19 protein-coding genes are annotated in these 19602 nt (G+C 72.3%); 10 read left to right on the top strand and 9 right to left on the bottom strand.

Going from position 1 to position 19602, the window contains the following annotated elements:
* Nucleotides 1-88: 88 nt before the first annotated feature.
* The 8 genes from OG538_RS28160 to OG538_RS28125 form a co-directional block, all read right to left on the bottom strand.
* Nucleotides 89-808: a DsbA family oxidoreductase gene (locus OG538_RS28160; protein WP_406098211.1), complete on the bottom strand. Its 720-nt coding sequence runs from the start codon at nucleotides 806-808 to the stop codon at nucleotides 89-91.
* A 165-nt stretch (nucleotides 809-973) separates the two neighbouring features.
* Nucleotides 974-1693, bottom strand: coding sequence for a hypothetical protein (locus OG538_RS28155; RefSeq protein ID WP_406098209.1), 720 nt, complete (start codon nucleotides 1691-1693; stop codon nucleotides 974-976).
* 71 nt (nucleotides 1694-1764) lie between these two features.
* Nucleotides 1765-3060, bottom strand: a complete 1296-nt coding sequence (locus tag OG538_RS28150; protein WP_406098207.1) for a Tox-REase-5 domain-containing protein — start codon at nucleotides 3058-3060, stop codon at nucleotides 1765-1767.
* Nucleotides 3057-4364 carry a hypothetical protein gene (locus OG538_RS28145; RefSeq protein ID WP_406098205.1) on the bottom strand — a complete coding sequence of 436 codons (1308 nt, stop codon included), beginning with the start codon at nucleotides 4362-4364 and terminating at the stop codon, nucleotides 3057-3059. The genes OG538_RS28150 and OG538_RS28145 overlap by 4 nt, the downstream gene beginning before the upstream one ends.
* A 150-nt stretch (nucleotides 4365-4514) precedes the next feature.
* Nucleotides 4515-5000 (bottom strand): GNAT family N-acetyltransferase, encoded by a 486-nt coding sequence (locus tag OG538_RS28140; RefSeq protein ID WP_406098203.1) that lies wholly within the window; start codon nucleotides 4998-5000, stop codon nucleotides 4515-4517.
* 225 nt (nucleotides 5001-5225) lie between these two features.
* Nucleotides 5226-5954 (bottom strand): hypothetical protein, encoded by a 729-nt coding sequence (locus OG538_RS28135; RefSeq protein WP_406098201.1) that lies wholly within the window; start codon nucleotides 5952-5954, stop codon nucleotides 5226-5228.
* Nucleotides 5955-6204: 250 nt separating this feature from the next.
* Nucleotides 6205-6816: a DUF1349 domain-containing protein gene (locus tag OG538_RS28130; protein ID WP_406098199.1), complete on the bottom strand. Its 612-nt coding sequence runs from the start codon at nucleotides 6814-6816 to the stop codon at nucleotides 6205-6207.
* On the bottom strand, nucleotides 6813-8333 hold the full coding sequence (locus tag OG538_RS28125; protein WP_406098197.1) for an aldehyde dehydrogenase (NADP(+)): 1521 nt from the start codon (nucleotides 8331-8333) through the stop codon (nucleotides 6813-6815). The genes OG538_RS28130 and OG538_RS28125 overlap by 4 nt, the downstream gene beginning before the upstream one ends.
* 155 nt (nucleotides 8334-8488) lie before the next feature.
* On the opposite strand from OG538_RS28125, the gene OG538_RS28120 reads away from it, so the two are divergent.
* The 10 genes from OG538_RS28120 to OG538_RS28075 all read left to right on the top strand — a co-directional run bounded on the left by OG538_RS28120 (nucleotide 8489) and on the right by OG538_RS28075 (nucleotide 18353).
* The gene (locus tag OG538_RS28120; RefSeq protein ID WP_219569419.1) at nucleotides 8489-9259 is read left to right on the top strand and encodes an IclR family transcriptional regulator; all 771 of its coding nucleotides are present in this window, start codon (nucleotides 8489-8491) and stop codon (nucleotides 9257-9259) included.
* Nucleotides 9260-9261: 2 nt separating this feature from the next.
* The gene (locus OG538_RS28115) at nucleotides 9262-9735 is read left to right on the top strand and encodes a GNAT family N-acetyltransferase (protein WP_406098195.1); all 474 of its coding nucleotides are present in this window, start codon (nucleotides 9262-9264) and stop codon (nucleotides 9733-9735) included.
* A 255-nt stretch (nucleotides 9736-9990) separates the two neighbouring features.
* The gene (locus OG538_RS28110; protein WP_406100342.1) at nucleotides 9991-11307 is read left to right on the top strand and encodes a phosphatase PAP2 family protein; all 1317 of its coding nucleotides are present in this window, start codon (nucleotides 9991-9993) and stop codon (nucleotides 11305-11307) included.
* A gap of 92 nt (nucleotides 11308-11399) precedes the next feature.
* The gene (locus OG538_RS28105; RefSeq protein ID WP_406098193.1) at nucleotides 11400-12422 is read left to right on the top strand and encodes a hypothetical protein; all 1023 of its coding nucleotides are present in this window, start codon (nucleotides 11400-11402) and stop codon (nucleotides 12420-12422) included.
* On the top strand, nucleotides 12419-13672 hold the full coding sequence (locus OG538_RS28100) for a sensor histidine kinase (protein ID WP_406098191.1): 1254 nt from the start codon (nucleotides 12419-12421) through the stop codon (nucleotides 13670-13672). Before OG538_RS28105 ends, OG538_RS28100 begins: the two co-directional genes overlap by 4 nt.
* Nucleotides 13669-14328 (top strand): response regulator, encoded by a 660-nt coding sequence (locus OG538_RS28095; protein ID WP_406098187.1) that lies wholly within the window; start codon nucleotides 13669-13671, stop codon nucleotides 14326-14328. Before OG538_RS28100 ends, OG538_RS28095 begins: the two co-directional genes overlap by 4 nt.
* Before the next feature lie 90 nt (nucleotides 14329-14418).
* Nucleotides 14419-15870, top strand: coding sequence for a peptidoglycan D,D-transpeptidase FtsI family protein (locus OG538_RS28090; protein ID WP_406098185.1), 1452 nt, complete (start codon nucleotides 14419-14421; stop codon nucleotides 15868-15870).
* 235 nt (nucleotides 15871-16105) lie between these two features.
* On the top strand, nucleotides 16106-16681 hold the full coding sequence (locus OG538_RS28085; RefSeq protein ID WP_406098183.1) for a SigE family RNA polymerase sigma factor: 576 nt from the start codon (nucleotides 16106-16108) through the stop codon (nucleotides 16679-16681).
* The gene (locus OG538_RS28080) at nucleotides 16678-17397 is read left to right on the top strand and encodes a hypothetical protein (protein ID WP_406098181.1); all 720 of its coding nucleotides are present in this window, start codon (nucleotides 16678-16680) and stop codon (nucleotides 17395-17397) included. The genes OG538_RS28085 and OG538_RS28080 overlap by 4 nt, the downstream gene beginning before the upstream one ends.
* A 107-nt stretch (nucleotides 17398-17504) precedes the next feature.
* On the top strand, nucleotides 17505-18353 hold the full coding sequence (locus tag OG538_RS28075) for a pectate lyase (RefSeq protein WP_406098179.1): 849 nt from the start codon (nucleotides 17505-17507) through the stop codon (nucleotides 18351-18353).
* Nucleotides 18354-18425: 72 nt separating this feature from the next.
* On the opposite strand, the gene OG538_RS28070 is transcribed toward OG538_RS28075, so the two are convergent.
* The gene (locus OG538_RS28070; protein WP_406098177.1) at nucleotides 18426-19538 is read right to left on the bottom strand and encodes a pectinesterase family protein; all 1113 of its coding nucleotides are present in this window, start codon (nucleotides 19536-19538) and stop codon (nucleotides 18426-18428) included.
* Between the last annotated feature and the right edge of the window lie 64 nt (nucleotides 19539-19602).

Below are 19602 nucleotides of genomic sequence, written 5' to 3'. Positions count from 1 at the left end.
GCCCAGCCTGAAGCCCCCTTAACTCATAGTCAATCACCAGGAGTTAAGGGGGATACCCAAGCGATGCTTATGTGTGCAGCTGAGCGGCTCAGACGTTGCTTCCGGCCTGGGGAACCTCGCACGCCCCGTCGGCGTCACAGGCCGCCGCGTCCCCGCCGATCGCGGTCAGCGGGCGGTCCTTCCACGCCTGCTCCAGTGCCTGGGCGAAGACCTCGGAGGGCTGGCCGCCGGAGATCCCGTAGCGCCGGTCGAGGACGAAGAACGGCACCGCGTTGGCGCCCAGTTCGGATGCCTCCTGCTCATCGGCCCGCACCTCGGCCGCGTACGCCTGCGGATCGGCGAGCACCGCGCGCGCCTCTTCCTCGTCGAGACCGGCCTCGACGGCCAGCTCGACCAGCACCTGGTCGTCGTAGACGGAACGCTCTTCGGCGAAGTTCGCGCGGTAGGCCAGGCTCAGCAGCTCGTCCTGACGGCCGCGGGCCTTGGCCAGATGCAGCAGCCGGTGGATGTCGAAGGTACTGCCGTGGTCACGGCCCTCGGTGCGGTAGCCGAGCCCTTCGGCCTGCGCGTTGGCCGCGACGTTCGCCTCCATCGACTGTGCTTCCTCGCGGGTGCGCCCGTACTTCTGCGCCAGCATGTCGATGACCTGCGCCGTGTCGCCCTTGGCGCGCCCGGGGTCGAGCTCGAAGGAGCGGTGCACCACCTCTACCTCGTCGCGGTGGGCGAACCCGGCCAGACCCTTCTCGAACCGGGCCTTGCCGATGTAGCACCACGGGCAGGCGATGTCGCTCCAGATCTCGACGCGCATGACTCTTCTTCTCTCCAGGCTCTCGTGCGGCTGCTCCCGCAGCACGGAGGGACCCTCCGCTCACGGGGGAACGCACATCGGGGTGCCCGCCATTCCCCGGCGGCGCCCTCGGCCGAGGAGCGGCCCCGCTCGTGCGAGCCCAGTCGCACGCGCAGGCGCCGCCCGCTACAGGAAGGTGCGGTTCATCGGACGGGGAAGGGGTTCCAGCGCGCCGGCGTCGCGCAGGCGCACATAGGCCTCCACGACTGCCTCGGCGTCGCCGGGGGGCGCGATGTCGAGGAGCACTCCCTCGCCCCGCAGCTCCTTGCGGGCCACGCCCACCCCGTCAGGAGCCAGCGCAGCCCGGCCCGGGGAGAGGTAGCCGAGCCGTCCGACGCACAGCTGGGAGAGGGTGTAGTCGTAGCCGGCGTCGTCCTCCAGGGCGTCGAGCAGGTCGTCGTCGGTCACATCACCGATGTCCGGCTGCCAGACGTCCGCGATCAGTGCGAGCAGTGCGGCCTCGGGCACCTCGGCGTCATCCGGGGAGAGCACGGTCAGCACGACGGCCTGCGTCACGTACTCCGACTCCCCGCCGGCCCGCCCGGAGACGCTGATCTCCCAGCCCGGCCCGCCCGTGCTCGCCAGGCTCAGCCCCGCCCCGTCCGAGGTCTGCGGGGAGTCGTGGTCGGCCTGCAGCGCGGCTGCCAGCTGCGCCTCGTCGGGCCGGAGTTCCGTGGGGCGGCCGGACGCGTGGTGCTGGGTCCAGGTCCACGGCTGCCCTGCCGGGGCGGCGCCGGCCTCCGGAAGCAGTGCGGGCAGCGCGTCCAGCATCGCCTTCCAGCGTCCCGCGAGCGCCAGGGGCGACTCCTTCCGGGGTCCCCAGAAGCCCCGCACCACACGTCGCATGTCCTGCCTCCACCGTCGTGAGCCGTCGTAGGTCCCGCCCGCGCCCCGCGCGGATCGGCGCGCGCCCCAGGCTAATCGAAGGCGCCCGGCTTCCTCGTGCTCATCTCCGGGTTCGGCTTGCTGTAGACGACCTTGATCGGCAGACCCTCGTCACGGAAGGCCTTGCGGGCCGCCTTGGCGACGTCCGGGTCGGAGAAGTGCCATTCGACCGGACGCCCTCCGGAGGCGTTGACCTGCTCCGTCGCCTCCTTGACGAACTTCTCCCGGCCGGACGGGGTGAGCGTTCCCCCGTCGCCCTTCGACAGGTAGCTCTTGTAACCGTTCTTCGCCTCCAGGAACGTCTGCCGGCCGGAGTCCCAGCCGTCGTACTCCACCGGAGGCTTGCCCTCCTTGGGGTTGGCGACTATGTACTCCTTGCCGCGCTTGGTGCCGGTGATCTGTTCCTGGTAGCGCAGCCAGGACTCGTTCTTCCAGTTGGGTTTGGGGTTGCGGTCTCGGCTCCCCCAGAACCCGTCGCCCGCGTCGGCCGAACCGAGCTCCGGGTCCTTCAGGTCCTTGGCCCAGTCGGGCGAGTTGTAGTTCCGCGGGTCGGAGGTGTCATTGCGCTCGGCGTCCGGCCACGGCTTCTTCTTCTCCAGCGCCTTGGCCGCACGGTCCTTCTCCTCGGCGCGCTTCTTGTCCGTCCAGGCGGCGCGTTCCTGGTCCCGGGCCTCCTTCGCCTTGGCCTCGGCCGCCTTGTCGCAGCCGTCGTCGGCGAGGATCACGTGGTCCGGCGGGCCTGCGGCGAGCACCCCGGTCCCGGCCCCGGCGACGCCGGTGCCTGCGTAGCGGGTCCTGACGGGGCCGGAAGCGAGGGAGCAGCCGGTCTTCCGGGCCGAGTCCTCGGCCTTGTCGGCGGCCTCGTCGGCTTCCTTCGCGGCCCTGCGGGCGCCGTCGACGTCCCCGGCCTCGGCGGCCTTGCGGGCCCGGCGCGAAGCCGCCCCCGCGTCCTCGGCGGCCTCCGCCACATCGGCGGCGATCTTCCCGATCTTGCCGAGCCTGCTGGTCTTGCCGATCACCTTCGCGACGTCGTACCCGGGGATGAAGAGGGAGCCGACGTTCCACACGACGTCGGTGACGGCGCGGGTCTTCTGCCCGTTGTTCCACCGCTCGCGCACGTCGTCGCCGACGAACATGTCGTCGCCGACCTTGACCACGGTGTTGAACGACGCCTTGCCCCAGTCGCCGATCGCCCCGAGGTAGTCGCCCTTGCCCCACTTGCTCGCGGCGTCCTTCGAGTCGTCCATCCACTGGCTGCCGAGCTGCTTGCCGTAGTCGGCGATGCCGGACCAGGTCGAGGGCTTGAAGAGGTCGATGACCCCGGTCACATCGCCCCAGACGCCGTCGACGAAGACGCCCTGGACGACCTGCGTGCCCCGGTCCCAGGCGCAGCCGAAGAAGCCCCAGCCGCCGCAGTCCTCCTTGTCCTCACCGCCGTCGGAGTCGCCGGAGTCCCCCGACTCGTCCTCCCCGGACGCGGGGATGTCGTCGTACCCGGCCTCGGGTTCGGCCGCGTCCTCCGGGTAGGTGTCGCTGCCGGGACCGTCGGGGCCGCCCGTACCGCCGGTGGCGTCGGCTCCTCCGGCCGAGTCCGCGCCGCCCGCCGTGTCCGGCCCGCCGGTGGTGTCCGACCCGGCCGGCCCTCCGGGGGAGCCGCCCTCGTGGTCCCGCCGTTCGAGCTGCCCGCGTTTCCGTCGGCGCCACCGGTACTACCCGTACTTCCGTCGGCACCCCCCGCACCACCGGCACCACCGGTACTACCCGTAGTTCCGTCGGCACCCCCCGCGCCGGCGCCGCCCGCGCCACCGGCGGCAGAACCGCCCGCACCGCCGGCCGCACCGGCTCCGCCCGTACCGGCGGAGGCCCCTCCCGTACCGGCGGAGGCACCGCCCCCGTCAGCGCCGCCGACCACGGTGGCGCCCTCGTCGGCCCCACCCGTGTCCGCGCCGCCCGCGCTGTCTCCCGCGTTCACCGTGCCGCTGCCGTCGCCCGTCGCAGGACAGGACGTGCCCGTGACGGAGCAGACCGCGGCCTGGAAGCGGTCCGCCATCGGGCCGCCCACACCGCTCAGCAGCAACGCCACGACGATGGCCGCGACGAGCATGACCAGCCCCACGTACTCCAGGGCCGACTGGCCCCGGTCGCGGCGCCACGTGATCATGTGAGGGAGCGAGAAGTCCGGCTTGTCCTCCCGGTCGCGCACCGGCCGCCGGAACCACTCACGGCTCTCCGACCGGGCCAGGAACACCAGGATCAGCACCGGCAGGAACACCTGCGTGAAGCCGTGCAACGACCCGTCGGCTGCATTCGCCGCGCCGCCGACGATCAACCACACCTGTACGGCGACGAGTCCGCCCCATACGCCCCGGCCGCCGGTCCACACCCGCCGCGAGAGCAGCCAGCCCACGACACCGGGGAGGGCCCCGTACAGAAGCAGGCCGACCACGACGCCATCCAGCGCGTCGGCGGCGAGCGCGGAACCGAGCAGTCCCACACCGCCCAGCAGGGTCGCGCCGAAGAGGACGTGCACCAGCAGCCGTGCCGCACCCATGGCGCGCGGCAGCCCCCGGCCCTCCGCCCCGGGAGCGGGCCCTACACCTCCGTACGCGGATATGCCACCTGTCGCAGACATGCTTCGCTCCCCAACAAGCACTGCCCGCAGGCAGAATGACGGCTTCTCAGGCTACGGACCCGCGGGCCCTCCGTCATGGGCCCCAGGACCCAACCCGGGTCCCAGCGTCTCGGGGCGGGCCTCCGCCGGCGCGGGAGCGCAGGGCCGCCGCTACGGCTGCGCGGCGGCCGGCACCGAGAGGCGCAGTACCAGATGGCTGCCCGCCCGTGGGTGGTCCGGGTCGGCCGTCCAGCCGTGCGCGGCATAGAAGGACTGGGCGCGCACGTTGTGGACGAACACCTCCAGGAAGGCGTCCGCCACCCCGTCCCGCTGCCAGCCGGCCACGCACGCGGTGTGCAGGGCGGTCCCGACTCCCCTGCGCCAGTGGGCGGGTGACACATGGAGCTGGGAGAGGTGCATGACGCCGTCGCGCGGAGCGTAGGCCGCGACGCCGGCGAGGATGGTGTCCGGTTCGGCGCAGAGCACGGTGGCACCCTCCCGGTCGATGGCGCGGGCCCAGCCGTCCCGGCTGCGGCCGACCTCGGCCTCGCCCGCGTACTCCTCCTCGGGGAGGTGTCCGCTGTAGTACGTGGCCCGGGCCTCGGTGTGCAGGCGGACTATGGCATCGAGATCGGCGGGGGTCGCGGTTCGGATCATGGTGAGGAGGACGCGCCCCGGCCGGTCGGCGGTTGCCCCCGCCGTGCGGGCGGGAGGGGCCGGTCCTGCCCGCACGGCGGTGGGCGGATGCTCCGTTGCCCGACCCTGCGCAGCGGGGCGCCGCCGCGCACGCGCCAGAGTCCGGCCGTGGTCAAGGGAGTCCGCCCCGCACACCGGCGAGGTCGTGCCCACGGGCCGGCGCCGGAACGGGCCCGGCCCCTGCTCTCAGGCGGTGAGCACCTCCCCCGCACGGAAGGCGCGCACCGTGACCGAACCGGCCGGCTCCGCGCCCCGTACGAGATGCACCTGCCCCGCCCCGGCCACCACCGCGCGGCCGTCGCTCTCCACGGTCAGCAGCGTGTTCTCACCGAGGGCGACACCGCGGTCCGTGTCACCGCGGGCGACGGCGGCGACCAGGCGCGCGAGCGTCCCCCACTGGGCGGCGTGCACCTCGACGGTGTACGGGACGAGCCCGAGGCCGTCGCGCACCTCGATCTCGTCGAGGTCCTCGGCGGCGTCGTCCGGGCACACCGGAACGCCACGGTCCAGCCACCCGCCGATCAGGGCCCGGCGCGCGGCGACAACGGCACCTGCGGAGAAACCCGCGTACGGCAGCGGGCGTTCGGCGAGTACCTGTGACACCGCGGCCGCAACCGGGCGGAGCACGTCCTGGTAGGCGGGCGTCAGCCCCCCGCCGACCAGCAGCCCGTCCAGACCGGCGAGCGTCCCGGGCTCGAACACCCCGCCCACGGGTACGAGCAGCGGCACCGGCCTGCACTGCGGCGCCACCCCGCGCAGCGCGGCGTCGTAGCGCGCGAACTGCTGGTCGCCGTCCCCCTCGTCGACCAGCAGGCACCCCACCACGCCCTCGTGCCCCGCCTCGGCGAGGAACGGCCCGTACACGAGCGACGCGGCTCCCCCGTCCCAGCCACCCCCGATCAGATGCACAGCCATGGTGTGTCTCTCCCCCAGCAGTTCGGCAGTCGACCGTCGGCAGAGTCTCACGGGTGGCGGAATGCGGGCAGGCATTTTCCGCGCCCGCCGGCGGGCCCGACGCTCCGATCGGCGTCGGCCCCCGCCGCACCGCCGCGCTTCGCCGGCACCGGCCGGCCGTGATCGGCCGGTGCGCTCTCGGCCGGGGTGCGTCCACACGCGTCGATGCCCCGCCCCCGTGTCCGGGGGCGGGGCATCGACGCGGACTCGGTCAGCTGCCGTCGCGCAGGTCGGCGATCCCCGTCGGCCTGAACTCGATCCGGTCGAAGGAGACCTCGCAGCCCTCCCCCGTGGGTGACTGGGCGAGGAAGCCGACGGACGCGGTGGCGGCCCGTTCCGGGTCTCCCAGGGCGAAGACGCGGACGAAGGTCCACTTCTCGCCGTCGGGCGAGGCATGGCAGGCGAAAGCGTTGCCGGTGCGGCTCAGGCGCAGCCAGTAGGTGTCGCCGTCCACGACGAAGGAGTTGACGTCGTCGGAGTGTCCGCGGGTGACGACGGTGCAGATGGTGGGGCGGTCGGGGGAGAGTTCCAAGCAGACCTTGGCCCACTCCCGGTCGCTGACGTGGAGGTAGAGGACCCCCGCGTCGAAGGCGGCGGCGAAGCCGGCCCTCACCCGGGCGATCAGCTGGAAGTCGCCCGCCGGGGCGGTGCCCAGCAGCCGGGGCGCGTCACTGACCGGGTCGAGGACTTCGCTGCCCGGCGGGACGAAGCGGTCCTGCCGGGCTCCCGCGCGGCCGGTGAGCACCCCGTCCTCGTAGTTCCATCCCGTGGCGGGACCGAACGGCTCCAGTCCGAAGGGGAGTTCGGGAAGTCGCAGGGTCATGCGGGTCGTCCGTTCACACGGCGGGGCAGGCCCTGCGGGTTGTCCTCGCGCAGCTCCGGCGGGAGCAGCGCGTCCGGGGTGGTCTGGTAGCTGACCGGGCGCAGCCAGCGCTCGATCGCGGTGGCACCGACCGAGGTGAAGGTGGAGGTGGTGGCCGGGTAGGGGCCGCCGTGGTGCTGGGCGGGGGCTACGGCGACGCCGGTCGGCCAGCCGTTGACCAGGACGCGTCCGGCAAGCGGGGTGAGCGCGTCCAGGAGTGCCGGGGCGCTGGCGTCGGCCTCCTCGGTGGCGATCTGGAGGGTGGCGGTGAGGTTGCCGGGCAGCCGGGACAGGACCGCGGTGATCTCGTCCTCGGAGGTGTAGCGGGCGACGACGGTGACCGGGCCGAAGCACTCCTCCAGGAGCGCGTCGTGCGGTCCTTCGGTGGCGAGCAGCTGCGCCGGTACGGTCAGGAAGCCGGCCGCGACGGTGTGTTCACCGCCCGCGCCGGGGGTGACCGGGGCCTCCACCTCCGGCAGTGCGGTCCGCTCCTTCACTCCGGCGAGGAAGGCGTCGCGCATGCGGTGGTCGAGCAGGACTCCGGCCTCGGTGTCGCTGACCGCTCCGGTGAGCGACTTCAGCAGCCGGTCGCCGTTCTCGCCCGCGGGGGCCAGGACGAAACCGGGCTTGGTGCAGAACTGGCCCGCGCCCATGGTCATCGAACCCGCGAGTCCGGTGCCGATCTGCTCGCCGCGCTCGGCGGCGGCGGCTTCGGTGACGACGACGGGGTTGAGCGAGCCGAGCTCGCCGTGGAAGGGGATGGGGGCCGGGCGCGCGGCCGCCGCGTCGAACAGGGCGCGTCCACCGCGGATGGAGCCGGTGAAGCCCGCGGCGCTGACGAGGGGGTGCTTGACCAGTTCGACGCCCGCCTCGAAGCCGTGCACGACGGTGACGACGTCCTCGGGCAGTCCGTGCTGCGCCGCGGCCCGGCGCAGGATGGACGCGCACAGTTCGGAGGTCGCGGGGTGATCGGGGTGCGCCTTGACGACGACCGGGCAGCCGGCCGCGAGGGCGCTGGCGGTGTCGCCGCCGGGTACGGAGAAGGCGAGCGGGAAGTTGCTGGCCGCGTAGACGGCGACGACGCCGAGCGGGATCTTGTAGCGGCGCAGGTCGGGCCACGGCGGGGTGCGGGTGGCGTCCTCGTGGTCGATGTGGATGTCGAGGTACGCGCCCTCGTCGACGACCTCCGCGAACGCGCGCAGCTGGGCCGCGGTGCGGGCGAGTTCACCGGTCAGCCGCGCAGGGCCGAGCGCCGTCTCGGCGTCGGCCGCCTCGATGACGTGCTCACGGGCCTCGGCGAGCAGATCGGCCGCCGTGCGCAGGAACGCGGCGCGCACGGTGCGGTCGGCCAGGGAGGCGCGTACGGCGTGCGCGGCCCGGACCACGCGGTCGACCTCCTCCGCTGTAGCCTCCACCGCAACCTGCTCACGCGGGTTCCCGGTGCGGGGGTCGACGCTCCAGACTGGTGCTGCTGCCACCGTGTTTCCTTCCGCTCCACTGCCACACATCAGAAGTTGTTCGGTATTCTGAACAGAGTTCCTGATCGTGAATATGAAGCGACTCTATTTCCGGGCGTTCGGTGTTGGCAAGAAGTCGCAGGGTTTCGTAAGTGGGCTGGAAGGGGCGTAGGGCGATGTCGGTTGCCGAGTCTGGTGGGGCACAGGTCAAGTCCGCGGTAAGGACGGTGGAGCTGCTGGAGTACTTCGCCGGGCGGCCCGGCATGCACTCCCTCGCCGCGGTGCAGGAGGCCGTCGGATACCCCAAGTCCAGCCTCTACATGCTGCTGCGCACACTGGTCGAGCTGGGCTGGGTGGAGACGGACGCGACGGGGACGCGCTACGGCATCGGTGTGCGCGCGCTGCTGGTCGGCACCTCGTACATCGACGGGGACGAGGTGGTCGCGGCCGCCCGCCCCACCCTGGACCGGCTCTCCGACGACACCACGGAGACCATCCACCTCGCCCGGCTCGACGGGACGAACGTGGTCTACCTCGCCACCCGCCAGTCCCAGCACTACCTGCGCCCCTTCACCCGCGTCGGCCGCCGGCTGCCCGCGCACTCGACCTCGCTCGGCAAGGCGCTGCTGGCCACCCACAGTGACGAGCAGGTCCGCAAGATGCTGCCCGAGACGCTGCCCGCGCTGACCGAGCACACCCTGACGGACCGGGAGAAGCTCATCGAGGAGCTGCACCTGATCCGCGAACAGGGTTACGCGGTGGACCGCGAGGAGAACACCCTGGGGCTGCGCTGCTTCGGCGTCGCCGTCCCGTACCGCACCCCGGCCCGGGATGCCATCAGTTGCTCCGTGCCGGTCGCCAGGCTCACGCCGGCGCACGAGCAGATGGTCAAGGACGCCCTGTTCGACGCGCGGGACCGGCTGACTCTCGCCACCCGGAGGCTCTGACCGTGGACGTCCGGCTGCGCGAGGTGCGGGACAGTGACCTGCCGTGCTTCTTCGCCTGGATGTCCGACCCCGAGTCGGTCCGTACGGCCGCCTTCACCAGTGAGGACCCGAGCGACCGGCACGCGTTCGACGCGCACTGGGCGCGGATCCTCGCGGACCCCTCCGTCGTGATGCGCACGGTGCTCGCCGACGGGGCGGTGGTCGGCAGCGCCGGGGTGTACGGGACGCCGGGCGACCGGCAGGTCATGTACTGGATCGACCGGGCGTGCTGGGGCCGCGGTCTGGCCACCGCGGCTCTGGGCGCCCTGCTCGACGTCGTACCCGAACGCCCGTTGTACGCACGCGCCGCGGCCGACAACGCGGGCTCGCGGCGGGTGCTGGAGAAGTGCGGGTTCATGGTGACGGGCGAGGACCGCGGCTACGCGCACGCGCGCGGCGAGGAGACGGACGGGCTGCTGTTCACCCTGCCCGGCTAGGAACCGCCGACCGGTGCCACGCGACAGGCCCCCGGCCTGCCGCGGAATCCGCATGACTATCGGGCCCTCGAACACCACTCCGATAACATGCTCGAATTCATGGCGATTGACCTCATCGTCCGCACCGCACGGGCGAACCGTGCCTTCTGGCACGACAAATGACCCACGACGTGACGTACTCCACCACCATCTAACAAATCGGCCAAACTCTTGATACCTATAGCACCGCGGGTGTTTTCGCGAATAACCAGCAGCATCACGTCCGGTAGTTGGCGTCGGCCGAAGACGGCACTGTGGGCCGCGGCGGGGGTGGTGGGCCTGGGATTCCTCGTCGCTCTGGAGATCGCCGCACGTCACTACGGTCTGCCGGGGCCGATCGCCAGCCAGGCGCGAGAGGCGATATCCGCCCCCGCCTCCGGGTTCCTGCTGTACGCCAGCATGGGCCTGATGATGGTGGTGCTCACCTGGCGCCAGCGGTTCATCGCGACCGGGATCGCCGTCGGTATCGACCTCGTCGTCCTGCTGGTGCGATGGGTGGCCGACGCGCCGGTGACCCACGGCCACCCCTTCGGCAACGGCGCACTGTGGGTCATCCTGGGCTGCGCGGCCTTCGCCGTCTTCCGCCGGACCGGCGCGGAACGCGTCCTGCTGCTGAAGGGCGTCGGGCTGGGCCTGCTGCTGGTGACCGGCCGCAAGACCGGCGACACCTGGTTGCTCATCACCTCGAAGACCCGCCCGCTGGTGCTCGACCAGTACGTGGCGACCGCCGACCACGCGCTGGGCAACCCCTCGTGGCTGGTCGGCCGCCTGGTCAGGGCCACCGGCTCGGGCGGCGAGCTCTTCCTCGACTCCGTCTACACCCAGCTCGCGGTGGCCGCGGTCGTCGTCGCGCTGTACCAGCTGCGCAACGTGGCGGCCGACCGCCGCTTCCCGTCCCACCATCTGGTGCGCACCTTCCTGGTCATCGGCCTCCTGGGGCCGGCCATCTACATGATCTACCCGGTCGTCGGACCGGTCTTCGCCTACGGCGCCGAGGGCGGGCACTGGGCCGCGGCCAATCTGTGGCCCGACACGATGCCGCCGAGCAGCGGCCCGCACCACATGCCGTTCGACGACTTCACCCCGCGCAACTGCATGCCCAGCCTGCACACGGCGTGGGCCACCACGATCTTCATCCATTCCCGCAAGGGCCCCCGGTTCCTGCAGTTCGCGGGCGCGTTCTGGCTGGTCGCCACACTCGCCGCGACACTGGGCTTCGGCTACCACTACGGCATCGACATCATCACCGGCGTGATCTTCACCCTCACGATCGAGACCGCCCTGCGCTCGCTCGAACGCGGCTGGGACCGCTCCGGTACCCAGCTGGTCGCTTACGGCTCGACGGTCTTCGCCGCGATCCTGGTGGCCGCCCGCTACCTGCCGACGCAGATGGCCGCCCATCCGTGGCTGTTCGGCCCCCTGCTCATCCTGGCGATGGCCTCGGTGATCTACGCGTATGTGCGCACCACCAGGCAGTGGGACCCGAAGCCCGCGCCGGTGCGGCAGCCGGAGCTGCAGCCCGAACTGGTCTGAGCCGCTGCGGCGTTCCGTCTCCGCCGGATGGCGGAGACGGATCGTCACCGGGCAGGACGTGCCCGGGCCGGCCGCGCGGCAGCGTGGGTGCCATGACACGGACACCTCTCGCACCCGCCCCCGCGCCGGAAGCCGCCGCCCCGGTCACGGACCGTCTCCGCACCACGCTGCGCACCCTCGCGATCGCCTCCTGCCTGCCCTACATCGTCCTCAAGGTCGCCTGGATCACGGGCAGTCGCCTCGGGATCCCGGCCGGCAGCCCGCTCCTCGACCACCGCACCACGATGGCTGTCGCGAACGGCGCCTCGGTCCTGATGGACAGCGCCGTCGTGGTCATCGCCCTGCTGCTCACCCAGGGCTGGGGCCGGCGGGTACCCGCCTGGCTGCTCGCCCTGCCGATGTGGGTGGCGACCGGTCTGCTGCTGCCGATCATGACCGGCTATCCGCTGCAACTGCTGGTCAAGGTCCTGGGCGGGAGGACCGTCAACAAGGGCGACGCGGGCCGCCCCTTCCTGGACGAGTGGGTCTTCGGCGTCGTCTACACCGGTTTCATCATCCAGGGACTGGCCCTCGGCACCCTGTTCGCGCTGTACGCCCGGGACCGCTGGGGCCACCTCTGGCAGGGCACGCTGCGCGAACTTCCGGACAGTCCCACCGCTCCCGCGCTGCGCGCCGCCGCCGTCGCTGCCTCGCTGATCGCCCTGGTGCCCGGCACCCTGCATGTGCTCTGGGCCGCCGGCTCGACGGCCGGTCTCAACCAGGGCCGGATCGCGGAGCGCACGAGCGGCTCCGCGGTGCTCGAAGCCGTCTTCGCCCTCTTCGTCGTCGTCACCGCAGCCGGAATCCTGCTCCTGGCCTTCCGTCGCAGTTCCGCGCTGCCCCTGTGGGTGCCGCTCACCCTGGCCTGGGGTGGCTCCGGAGCAACGGCCTGCTGGGGCGGCTGGATGAGCATCGCCTCACTGAGCGACGTCGACGACCTCGCCGATCAGCCCACTGCCACCATGGTGCTGATCTACGCTGTGCAGATGCTGGTCGGGACGCTGGTGATGACGCTGGGCGCGTACTTCCTGGTGGAGCGCTCGGCCGCGACCGGACGGGCGGGCCGCCGGGCGTGACGCCGCTGCTCGGCCGACGGGCCCGGCAGCGCTGGCTGCACCTGATCATCGGCGGCGCGCTGCTGATGCCGTACTTCCTGGTCGGCACCGTGATCGTCGGCATGTACCGCCCCGACGCCAATGTCTTCAGCTCGCCGGCCAACCAACTGATCGCGTTCGCCTACGCCCTGCCGATGGCCGCGGTCACCGCACTCGTGCCGCTCGCCCGGCCGCTCTCGGTGGCCGTCGCCCGCGCCCTGTGCGGTCTGCCGGCGGACCGGCCGCTCGCGGACGGGCCCGCAAGGACCCGGCAGGCACGGGTCCGGTCGGCGGCCTGGTTCACCCTGCACGTGGGGCTCGGCGCTGTCATCAGCGGCATGACGCTGTCACTGGTGCCGTTCTCCGTGGGCGTCATGGGGCTGCCGTTCTTCGCGGCCGAGCGGGACTCCCCCGTGCTGGACCTGCCCGAGGCGCTGGATCGCACGTGGGTCCTGGCCCTGGCACCGCTCGCCGGGATCGCGATGCTGGTCGCCCTGGCCGGCTGCGCGGCGGCGGCCGGGGCGCTCCTGGCGAACCGGGCGCCGGTGCTGCTCGGCCCGACCCCGGACGACCGGCTCGCCGCCGCCGAACGGCGCGCGGCCGAACTGGCGGTCCGCAACCGGTTGGCCCGCGAACTGCACGACTCCGTCGGCCACGCGCTCAGCGCGGTCACCCTCCAGGCGGGCGCGGCCCGCAGGGTCCTGGACAGCGACCCGGAGTTCGTCCGGGCCGCGCTGACCGCGATCGAGGAGACGACCCGACGCACGGTGGGCGAACTCGACACCGTGCTGGGGCTGTTGCGCAAGGAGGACGACGGAGCGCCGGACGCACCGTCCGGCCCGGGACTCGACGCGCTGGACGGGCTGCTCGCACACTGCGGGCTGCCCGTCGCCCACACCACCGACGGCGACCCGGGGGCCGTCCCCGGGGCGGTGTCCCGCGAGGCGTACCGGATCGTGCAGGAGGGACTGAGCAACGCGCTGCGGCACGGCGGGCGCGGGGAACCGGTGCGGCTGCGCGTCACGGTGGGCACCGGGGAGCTGGGCATCGTCCTGGACAGTCCGCTGCCCGAACGGCCGCCGGTGGTACGCCCCGGCGGCGGCCACGGGCTGCGCGGCATCGCCGAACGGGCCGTGCTGCTCGGTGGCCGTACCGAGGCCGGACCGCACGACGGCGGGTGGCGGCTGACCGCCCGCCTCCCCCTGCACACCCCCGTACAGGAGCAGCGATGAGCACACCGGTCCGGATCGTCCTCGCGGACGACGAACGCATGGTCCGCACCGCCCTGCGGGTCATCCTGGACGCCGAGAGCGGCCTGACGGTCGTCGGCGAGGCGGCGACGGGCGCCGAGGCCGTCTCCGTGGTGCGCGAACTGCGCCCCGATGTGGTGCTGATGGATGTGCGGATGCCGGAGATCGACGGGATCCGGGCGACGGAGCAGATCCTCGCCACGCTCGACCCGGCCCCGCGCATCGTCGTTGTCACCACCTTCGAGAACGACTCCTATGTGTACGAGGCGCTGCGCGCCGGGGCGGCGGGCTTCCTGCTCAAGCGGGCGGCGGCCGAGGACCTGGTCCAGGCGGTGCGGCTGGTCGCCCGCAGCGACTCGCTGCTCTTCCCCTCCGCGGTACGGGGTCTGGCGGCCGCGTACGGGAAGCGGCAGCCGTCCGCCGCGCCGCCCTGGGCGGCCAGGCTCACCGACCGGGAGGCGGATGTGCTGCGGCTGATGGCGAGCGGGCTCACCAACGCGGAGATCGCCGCCCGGCTGCGGGTGGGCCCGGCGACGGCGAAGAGCCATGTGGCGGGCGTCCTCGCGAAGACCGGCGCCCGGGACCGCACGCAGGCGGTCATCGCGGCTTACGAGTCGGGTTTCATCACGCCCGGCTGACCGGAGGGAATCGACGGCTTCGATGAGGAATGGGTGAGAAGCGGCACAGCAGGGAACGGAGTGCGGCCTCCCGCTCGTCCCTCCAGCGGGATGAACAAGACGATCAGGCGCGCCTCGGTCTTCTGCCTGCTGCTGGTCCTCGCCCTGCTGGGGCGGGCCACCTGGGTGCAGGCGTACCAGGCCCGGGCGCTCGCAGACGACGACCACAACCGGCGGAAGACCATCGCGCAGTACGCGCAGCCGCTCGGGGACATCATCGTGGCCGGTTCCCCGGTCACCGGATCGAAGAAGACGGAGGGCAGCGACCTCGCGTACAAACGCACCTACAAGAAGGGTGACCTCTACGCGGCCGTCACGGGCTACAGCTCGCAGGCCTACGGATCCACCCAGCTCGAAGGCATCTACAGTCAGGTGCTGGACGGAACCGACACCCGGCTGAAGAATCCGCTGGACTCGCTGACCGGCAGACGGAACGCGCCCGGCAATGTAGTGACGACGATCGACCCGGATGTCCAGAAGGCGGCGCAGGACGCGCTCGGCGACGACAAGGGCGCGGCCGTCGCGATCGACCCGAAGAGCGGCCAGATCCTGGGGATGGTCTCCTCCCCGTCCTACGACCCGTCCGACATCAGCGGGACGACGGACGGCGACACCTGGCAGAAGCTGCTCGCCGACCCGGACAAGCCGCTGGTCAACCGCGCGCTGCGACAGCCGCTGGCGCCGGGTTCCACGTTCAAGCTGGTGGTGGCGTCGGCGGCGCTGGAGAACGGTCTGTACCACTCGGTCGACGAGCCCACGAAGAGCCCGGTCCCGTACACGCTGCCCGGGAGCAGCAAGGTCCTCAGGAACGAGAGCGCCTCGGCGCCCTGCGAGAACGCGACGCTGCGCGTGGCACTCCAGTACTCGTGCAACAACGTCTTCGGCAAGGTCGCCGCCGATCTCGGCCAGGACAAGGTGCGGGCGATGGCGGAGAAGTTCGGCTTCAACACCGAGAAGCTCGATGTGCCGGTCCGGGCCTCGAAGAGCATCTACCCGTCCGGGATGGACAAGGCGCAGACGGCGCTGAGCGGGATCGGCCAGTTCGAGGTCACCGCGACTCCGCTCCAGATCGCGATGGTCTCGGCTGCTCTCGCCAACGACGGCGAGCTGGCCGCACCGCACATGGTCTCCAAGGTGACGGACGCGAACGGCAGCACGCTGGAGGACTTCGAGGACGGCGACATGAAGCGGATCGTGTCCTCGTCCACGGCCGAGCAGTTGCGCAGCGCGATGGTGACCGTCGTCGAGGAGGGCACGGGCACCAACGCCCGGATCGGCGGGGCCGAGGTGGGCGGCAAGACCGGCACCGCGGAGAACGGCGTGGGCAACAGCAACACCCCGTACGCGTGGTTCACCTCGTACGCGAAGGAGGATTCCAGCGGCCAGGAGGTCGCGGTCGCGGTGATCGTGGAGGACTCGGGTTCGGCGGACGCGGAGGTCAGCGGCAACGGCCTCGCGGCCCCGATCGCCCAGAAGATGATGAAGGCCGCGCTCCGGCGATAGGCGGCGCGAGGTACGTCCCGGCACCCCGTTCCCGGGGGCGCCGGGACGTTCGTCGCTTCGGGGCCCTTCAGGTTTTCGCCGTGTTACGTCTTACTGGGGTACGTACCCGAGTCGAAGCGCTTCCGTGACGCGCTGGTACGCTCTCGCCCCGCCCGCCCGCCGCGGCCGGCGGCTGGGAACGTACACAGCCCGACCCACGCAGGCACCGGGGTCCGAGCGCAGAGATGAGGTAGCTGTGGGCACATCCATCGACCGAGCGGATGCCGCTGCCGCCGAGTTCCACGAGTTCTTCGAGGCCCACTATGCCGAACTCGCGCGGCTGGCCCATCTGCTGACCGGTGAGCCCGACGCCGCCGACGATCTGGCGGCCGACGCCCTGCTGGCGCTCTGGCACCGCTGGGACCGGGTCAGGAACGCGGACCATCCGGTGGCGTACGCCCGCGGCGTCGTCGCCAACATGGCGCGGAGCCGGATCCGCAGCGCGGTGCGTGAGCGGCGCCGGGTCGCGCTGTTCTGGGCACCCCGCGGCGGCGGGGACACGGTCGACGATCCGGATGTGTCGGCGGTCGTCGATGTCCAGGGGGCCCTGCGCAGACTGCCGTTCCGCAAGCGTGCCTGCGTGGTGCTGCGCCACGCCTTCGACCTCTCGGAGCGGGACACCTCTCTGGTGCTCGGGATCTCGGTGGGTACCGTGAAGAGCCAGACCTCGCGTGCCGTCGCGGAACTGCAGCGGATGCTGGGTCCGGAGACGTCCACCGCCGCGCGTGTGCAGGCGGCCGTCGCGGCGCAGCCCAGCGGAGGAGACCGGTGAAGGACGAGGAGCTGTCCGTGCGGCTGCGGGAGGCCGCCGGGGCGCACCGCCCCGACCGGGAGCGGATGCTGGCGCGCGTCGAGCGCGGCATGGCCGAGGGCGGGCCGCCGGCCCGGGTGGTGCGTCCGCGGCGCGCCGCGCCGTCGTGGCTGCGGGTCGCGGGGGCGACGGCCGCGGTCTGCGGGGTGCTGGCGTTCGGCGCGTTCGCCGTCACCTCCACCGGAGAGGGCGGCGCGCACGGGGAGCGGGTGGCCGCGCCGCCGACGGCCTCCCCCACCCCGTCCGTGACCCCGCCCCCGGCCCTCGGCCCGTTGCGCACGGAGGACGGGCCGTTGTGGACCGACGGCGCCGTGGACCCGCACTCCAACGCCTACTGGGCGCAGAGCGATGTGACGCTGCGGACGGCCGAGCCGCTGTCCTCGCTCACCGTGGAGCTGCGGATCGCCCTCACCGGCGGGGTGAACAGCACCGGCTCCTGGCGCTCGCTGCCCGCGGAGGACTTCACCGTGTCGGTGACGGAGGACGGCGGCTACCTCGTCTACCGGTGGGCGCTGCGGGCGGGCCGGACCGTGCCCGCCGGTACGCACATGTTCGCCGGGCAGTACAACCACGCGGAGGGCGCCCGGGACGCCGCAGGCGACTACCTGACCGCGCACGCGGTCCGCACCACCGGCGAACGGGCCTCTGTGGGTGACTACTTCGGCCCAAACCACTGACCGTCCGAGCCGGCCGGAAGAAGACGGCGGAACCCGGCAACCCTTGTCCCCACGGTGGCGACCAGGAAGCGAACGCTCCCCCCACCACCAAGGAACGGGACAACGACATGAAGAAACGAGCCGCACTGCACGGCAGCCGTGCACGGCGCACCGGCCGCCGTCGCATGATCGCCGCTTCGGCCACCGCGCTCTCCCTCACCGGCGCCGCGCTCACCACCGGCCTCCTGGTCCAGTCGGCCGACGCGGCCCCCACCGCTGCCGCGGCCGCCGCGTGGCCGACGCCCTCGGGTTCGCAGGCCGTCTCGGCGACCATCAAGGTCTCGGGGACGTACGACGGCAAGCTGAAGCGCTTCTACGGAAGCGGGGACCTGGGCGACGGCGGTCAGGACGAGGGTCAGGACCCGATCTTCGAACTGGCCGACGGGGCGGTCCTGAAGAACGTCGTCGTGGGCTCGCCCGCCGCCGACGGCATCCACTGCAAGGGCAGCTGCACGATCCAGAACGTGTGGTGGGAGGACGTCGGTGAGGACGCGGCGTCCTTCAAGGGCACCTCCTCCGGCGCCACGTACAAGGTGACCGGCGGCGGTGCCAGGAAGGCCGACGACAAGGTCTTCCAGTTCAACGGCGCGGGCACGCTGACCGTCAGCGGGTTCCAGGTCTCGGACTTCGGCAAGCTCGTCCGGTCCTGCGGGAACTGTTCCAAGCAGTACAAGCGCACGATCGCGGTCAGCGACGTCGATGTGACGGCGCCGGGCAAGGCACTGGTCGGGATCAACACCAACTACGGGGACACCGCGACGCTGAAGTCGGTCCGGATCCACGGCGACAGCAGCAAGAAGATCAAGCCGTGCGTCCGCTACACGGGCAACGACGACGGTGACGAGCCGACGGAGACCGGCAGCGGGCCGGACGGGACGTACTGCAAGTACAGCAGCTCGGACATCACCTACGGCTGAGCAGCGGACACGCAAGGACGAGAGCCCCGCCGGATCGTTTCGGCGGGGCTCCCGTCATGAGGTGGTGTCCGCTCACACGTAGGGACGCCAGTCCCCGAGCCAGCCGGCCGGGGTGTGCAGGCGTGCCTCGGACGCTGTCAGCCGGGGGCGGTTGGCGGGGACGGTGACGCGGGCGCCGGGGCCCGTGTTGCGGTACTCGGCGAAGCGCTGCTCCTGCCAGGGGTAGCCCGCGGACATGGTCCCGTAGGGCTCGTCCGTGTCGGTCCCGGCGTCGAGGCGGCTGTCGCGCACGGTCAGCATCGGGTGTGCGGTGAGGTCGGAGGAGGGCACCCAGGGTCGGGCCAGCTTGAAGTACCCGTCCGGCGCGGTGCTGGTGATGCGGGAGCGCAGCACCAGGTAGCCGTGCGGGTTGGCTCCGGCGGTGCTGGGTGCGAAGACGAAGCCGTACGGCGCGGCCGCCAGGTCGGCGCGGGTCAGGGTGCGGAAGTGACAGCGGTCGAGGACGGCGGTGGCCCGGCCGAAGACGAAGTCGACGTCGCCCTCGACGTAGCAGTCGCGGTAGTACTGGCGGGCGAAGGCGGTGAGGGCGAGGGAGTCGGCGTACAGGGTGTCCTGGTGTCCCAGGAAGCGGCAGCCGTAGAACGCCGAGCGGTCGCCCTGCACCTTGATGGCGACGGCCTGGGTTCCCGTGTATTCGGGGTGGTCGGCGCGGAGCCAGTCGTTGGCGAAGGTCAGGCCGCGGGCGGTGAGACCGGCGGGCCGGGCGGTGACGGTGGCGGATCCGCTCGTGCCGTACGTCCCCGAACCGTCGGGCCGGGGGGTGCCGTTGGCGTTGGAGTACACGATGACGGTGTCGTGCGGGTCGTCGCTCGCGCCGATGAGGGTGAGTCCGGTCCGGTCGGCCGGGATGTCGACCGTCTCGCGGTAGGTGCCCGGGGCGATCACCAGGGTGCGGCCCGTGCCGGTCGCGGCGTCCACGGCGGCCTGGACGGTGGTGTGGTCACCCCTGCCGCCGGCGTCGACGTACAGCGTCGAGGCGTCGATGCGGTGGGACGGTGAGCCGTAGCGTCCGAAGGGGCGGTGTGCGCCGGGCCGGCCGTGGGCGTGCGCGGTGGTGGGCGCGCCGAGTGCGAGGGCGGCGCTGCCGCCCGCGAGCAGGATCAGGGCACTGCGTCTGCTGGGCATGGGCGGTACTTCCTTACTTCCTCACGCGGGGTGCGCGACGGGGCCGGCGGGCCCCCGCCGGTGC

Origin of the sequence: Streptomyces sp. NBC_01013 (genome assembly GCF_045162765.1) — a bacterium.
Classification (GTDB): Bacteria; Actinomycetota; Actinomycetes; order Streptomycetales; family Streptomycetaceae; genus Streptomyces.
This window is presented reverse-complemented; position numbering and strand designations above follow the sequence as displayed.

Bases quoted from the DNA above. Each gene is read 5' to 3' on its own strand.
- OG538_RS28145 (WP_406098205.1), bottom strand. From the start codon at position 4,364: ATGTCTGCGACAGGTGGCATATCCGCGTACGGAGGTGTAGGGCCCGCT.
- OG538_RS28130 (WP_406098199.1), bottom strand. From the start codon at position 6,816: ATGACCCTGCGACTTCCCGAACTCCCCTTCGGACTGGAGCCGTTCGGT.
- OG538_RS28155 (WP_406098209.1), bottom strand. From the start codon at position 1,693: ATGCGACGTGTGGTGCGGGGCTTCTGGGGACCCCGGAAGGAGTCGCCC.
- OG538_RS28120 (WP_219569419.1), top strand. From the start codon at position 8,489: ATGTCGGTTGCCGAGTCTGGTGGGGCACAGGTCAAGTCCGCGGTAAGG.
- OG538_RS28140 (WP_406098203.1), bottom strand. From the start codon at position 5,000: ATGATCCGAACCGCGACCCCCGCCGATCTCGATGCCATAGTCCGCCTG.
- OG538_RS28075 (WP_406098179.1), top strand. From the start codon at position 17,505: ATGAAGAAACGAGCCGCACTGCACGGCAGCCGTGCACGGCGCACCGGC.
- OG538_RS28135 (WP_406098201.1), bottom strand. From the start codon at position 5,954: ATGGCTGTGCATCTGATCGGGGGTGGCTGGGACGGGGGAGCCGCGTCG.
- OG538_RS28095 (WP_406098187.1), top strand. From the start codon at position 13,669: ATGAGCACACCGGTCCGGATCGTCCTCGCGGACGACGAACGCATGGTC.
- OG538_RS28160 (WP_406098211.1), bottom strand. From the start codon at position 808: ATGCGCGTCGAGATCTGGAGCGACATCGCCTGCCCGTGGTGCTACATC.
- OG538_RS28090 (WP_406098185.1), top strand. From the start codon at position 14,419: ATGAACAAGACGATCAGGCGCGCCTCGGTCTTCTGCCTGCTGCTGGTC.
- OG538_RS28105 (WP_406098193.1), top strand. From the start codon at position 11,400: ATGACACGGACACCTCTCGCACCCGCCCCCGCGCCGGAAGCCGCCGCC.
- OG538_RS28070 (WP_406098177.1), bottom strand. From the start codon at position 19,538: ATGCCCAGCAGACGCAGTGCCCTGATCCTGCTCGCGGGCGGCAGCGCC.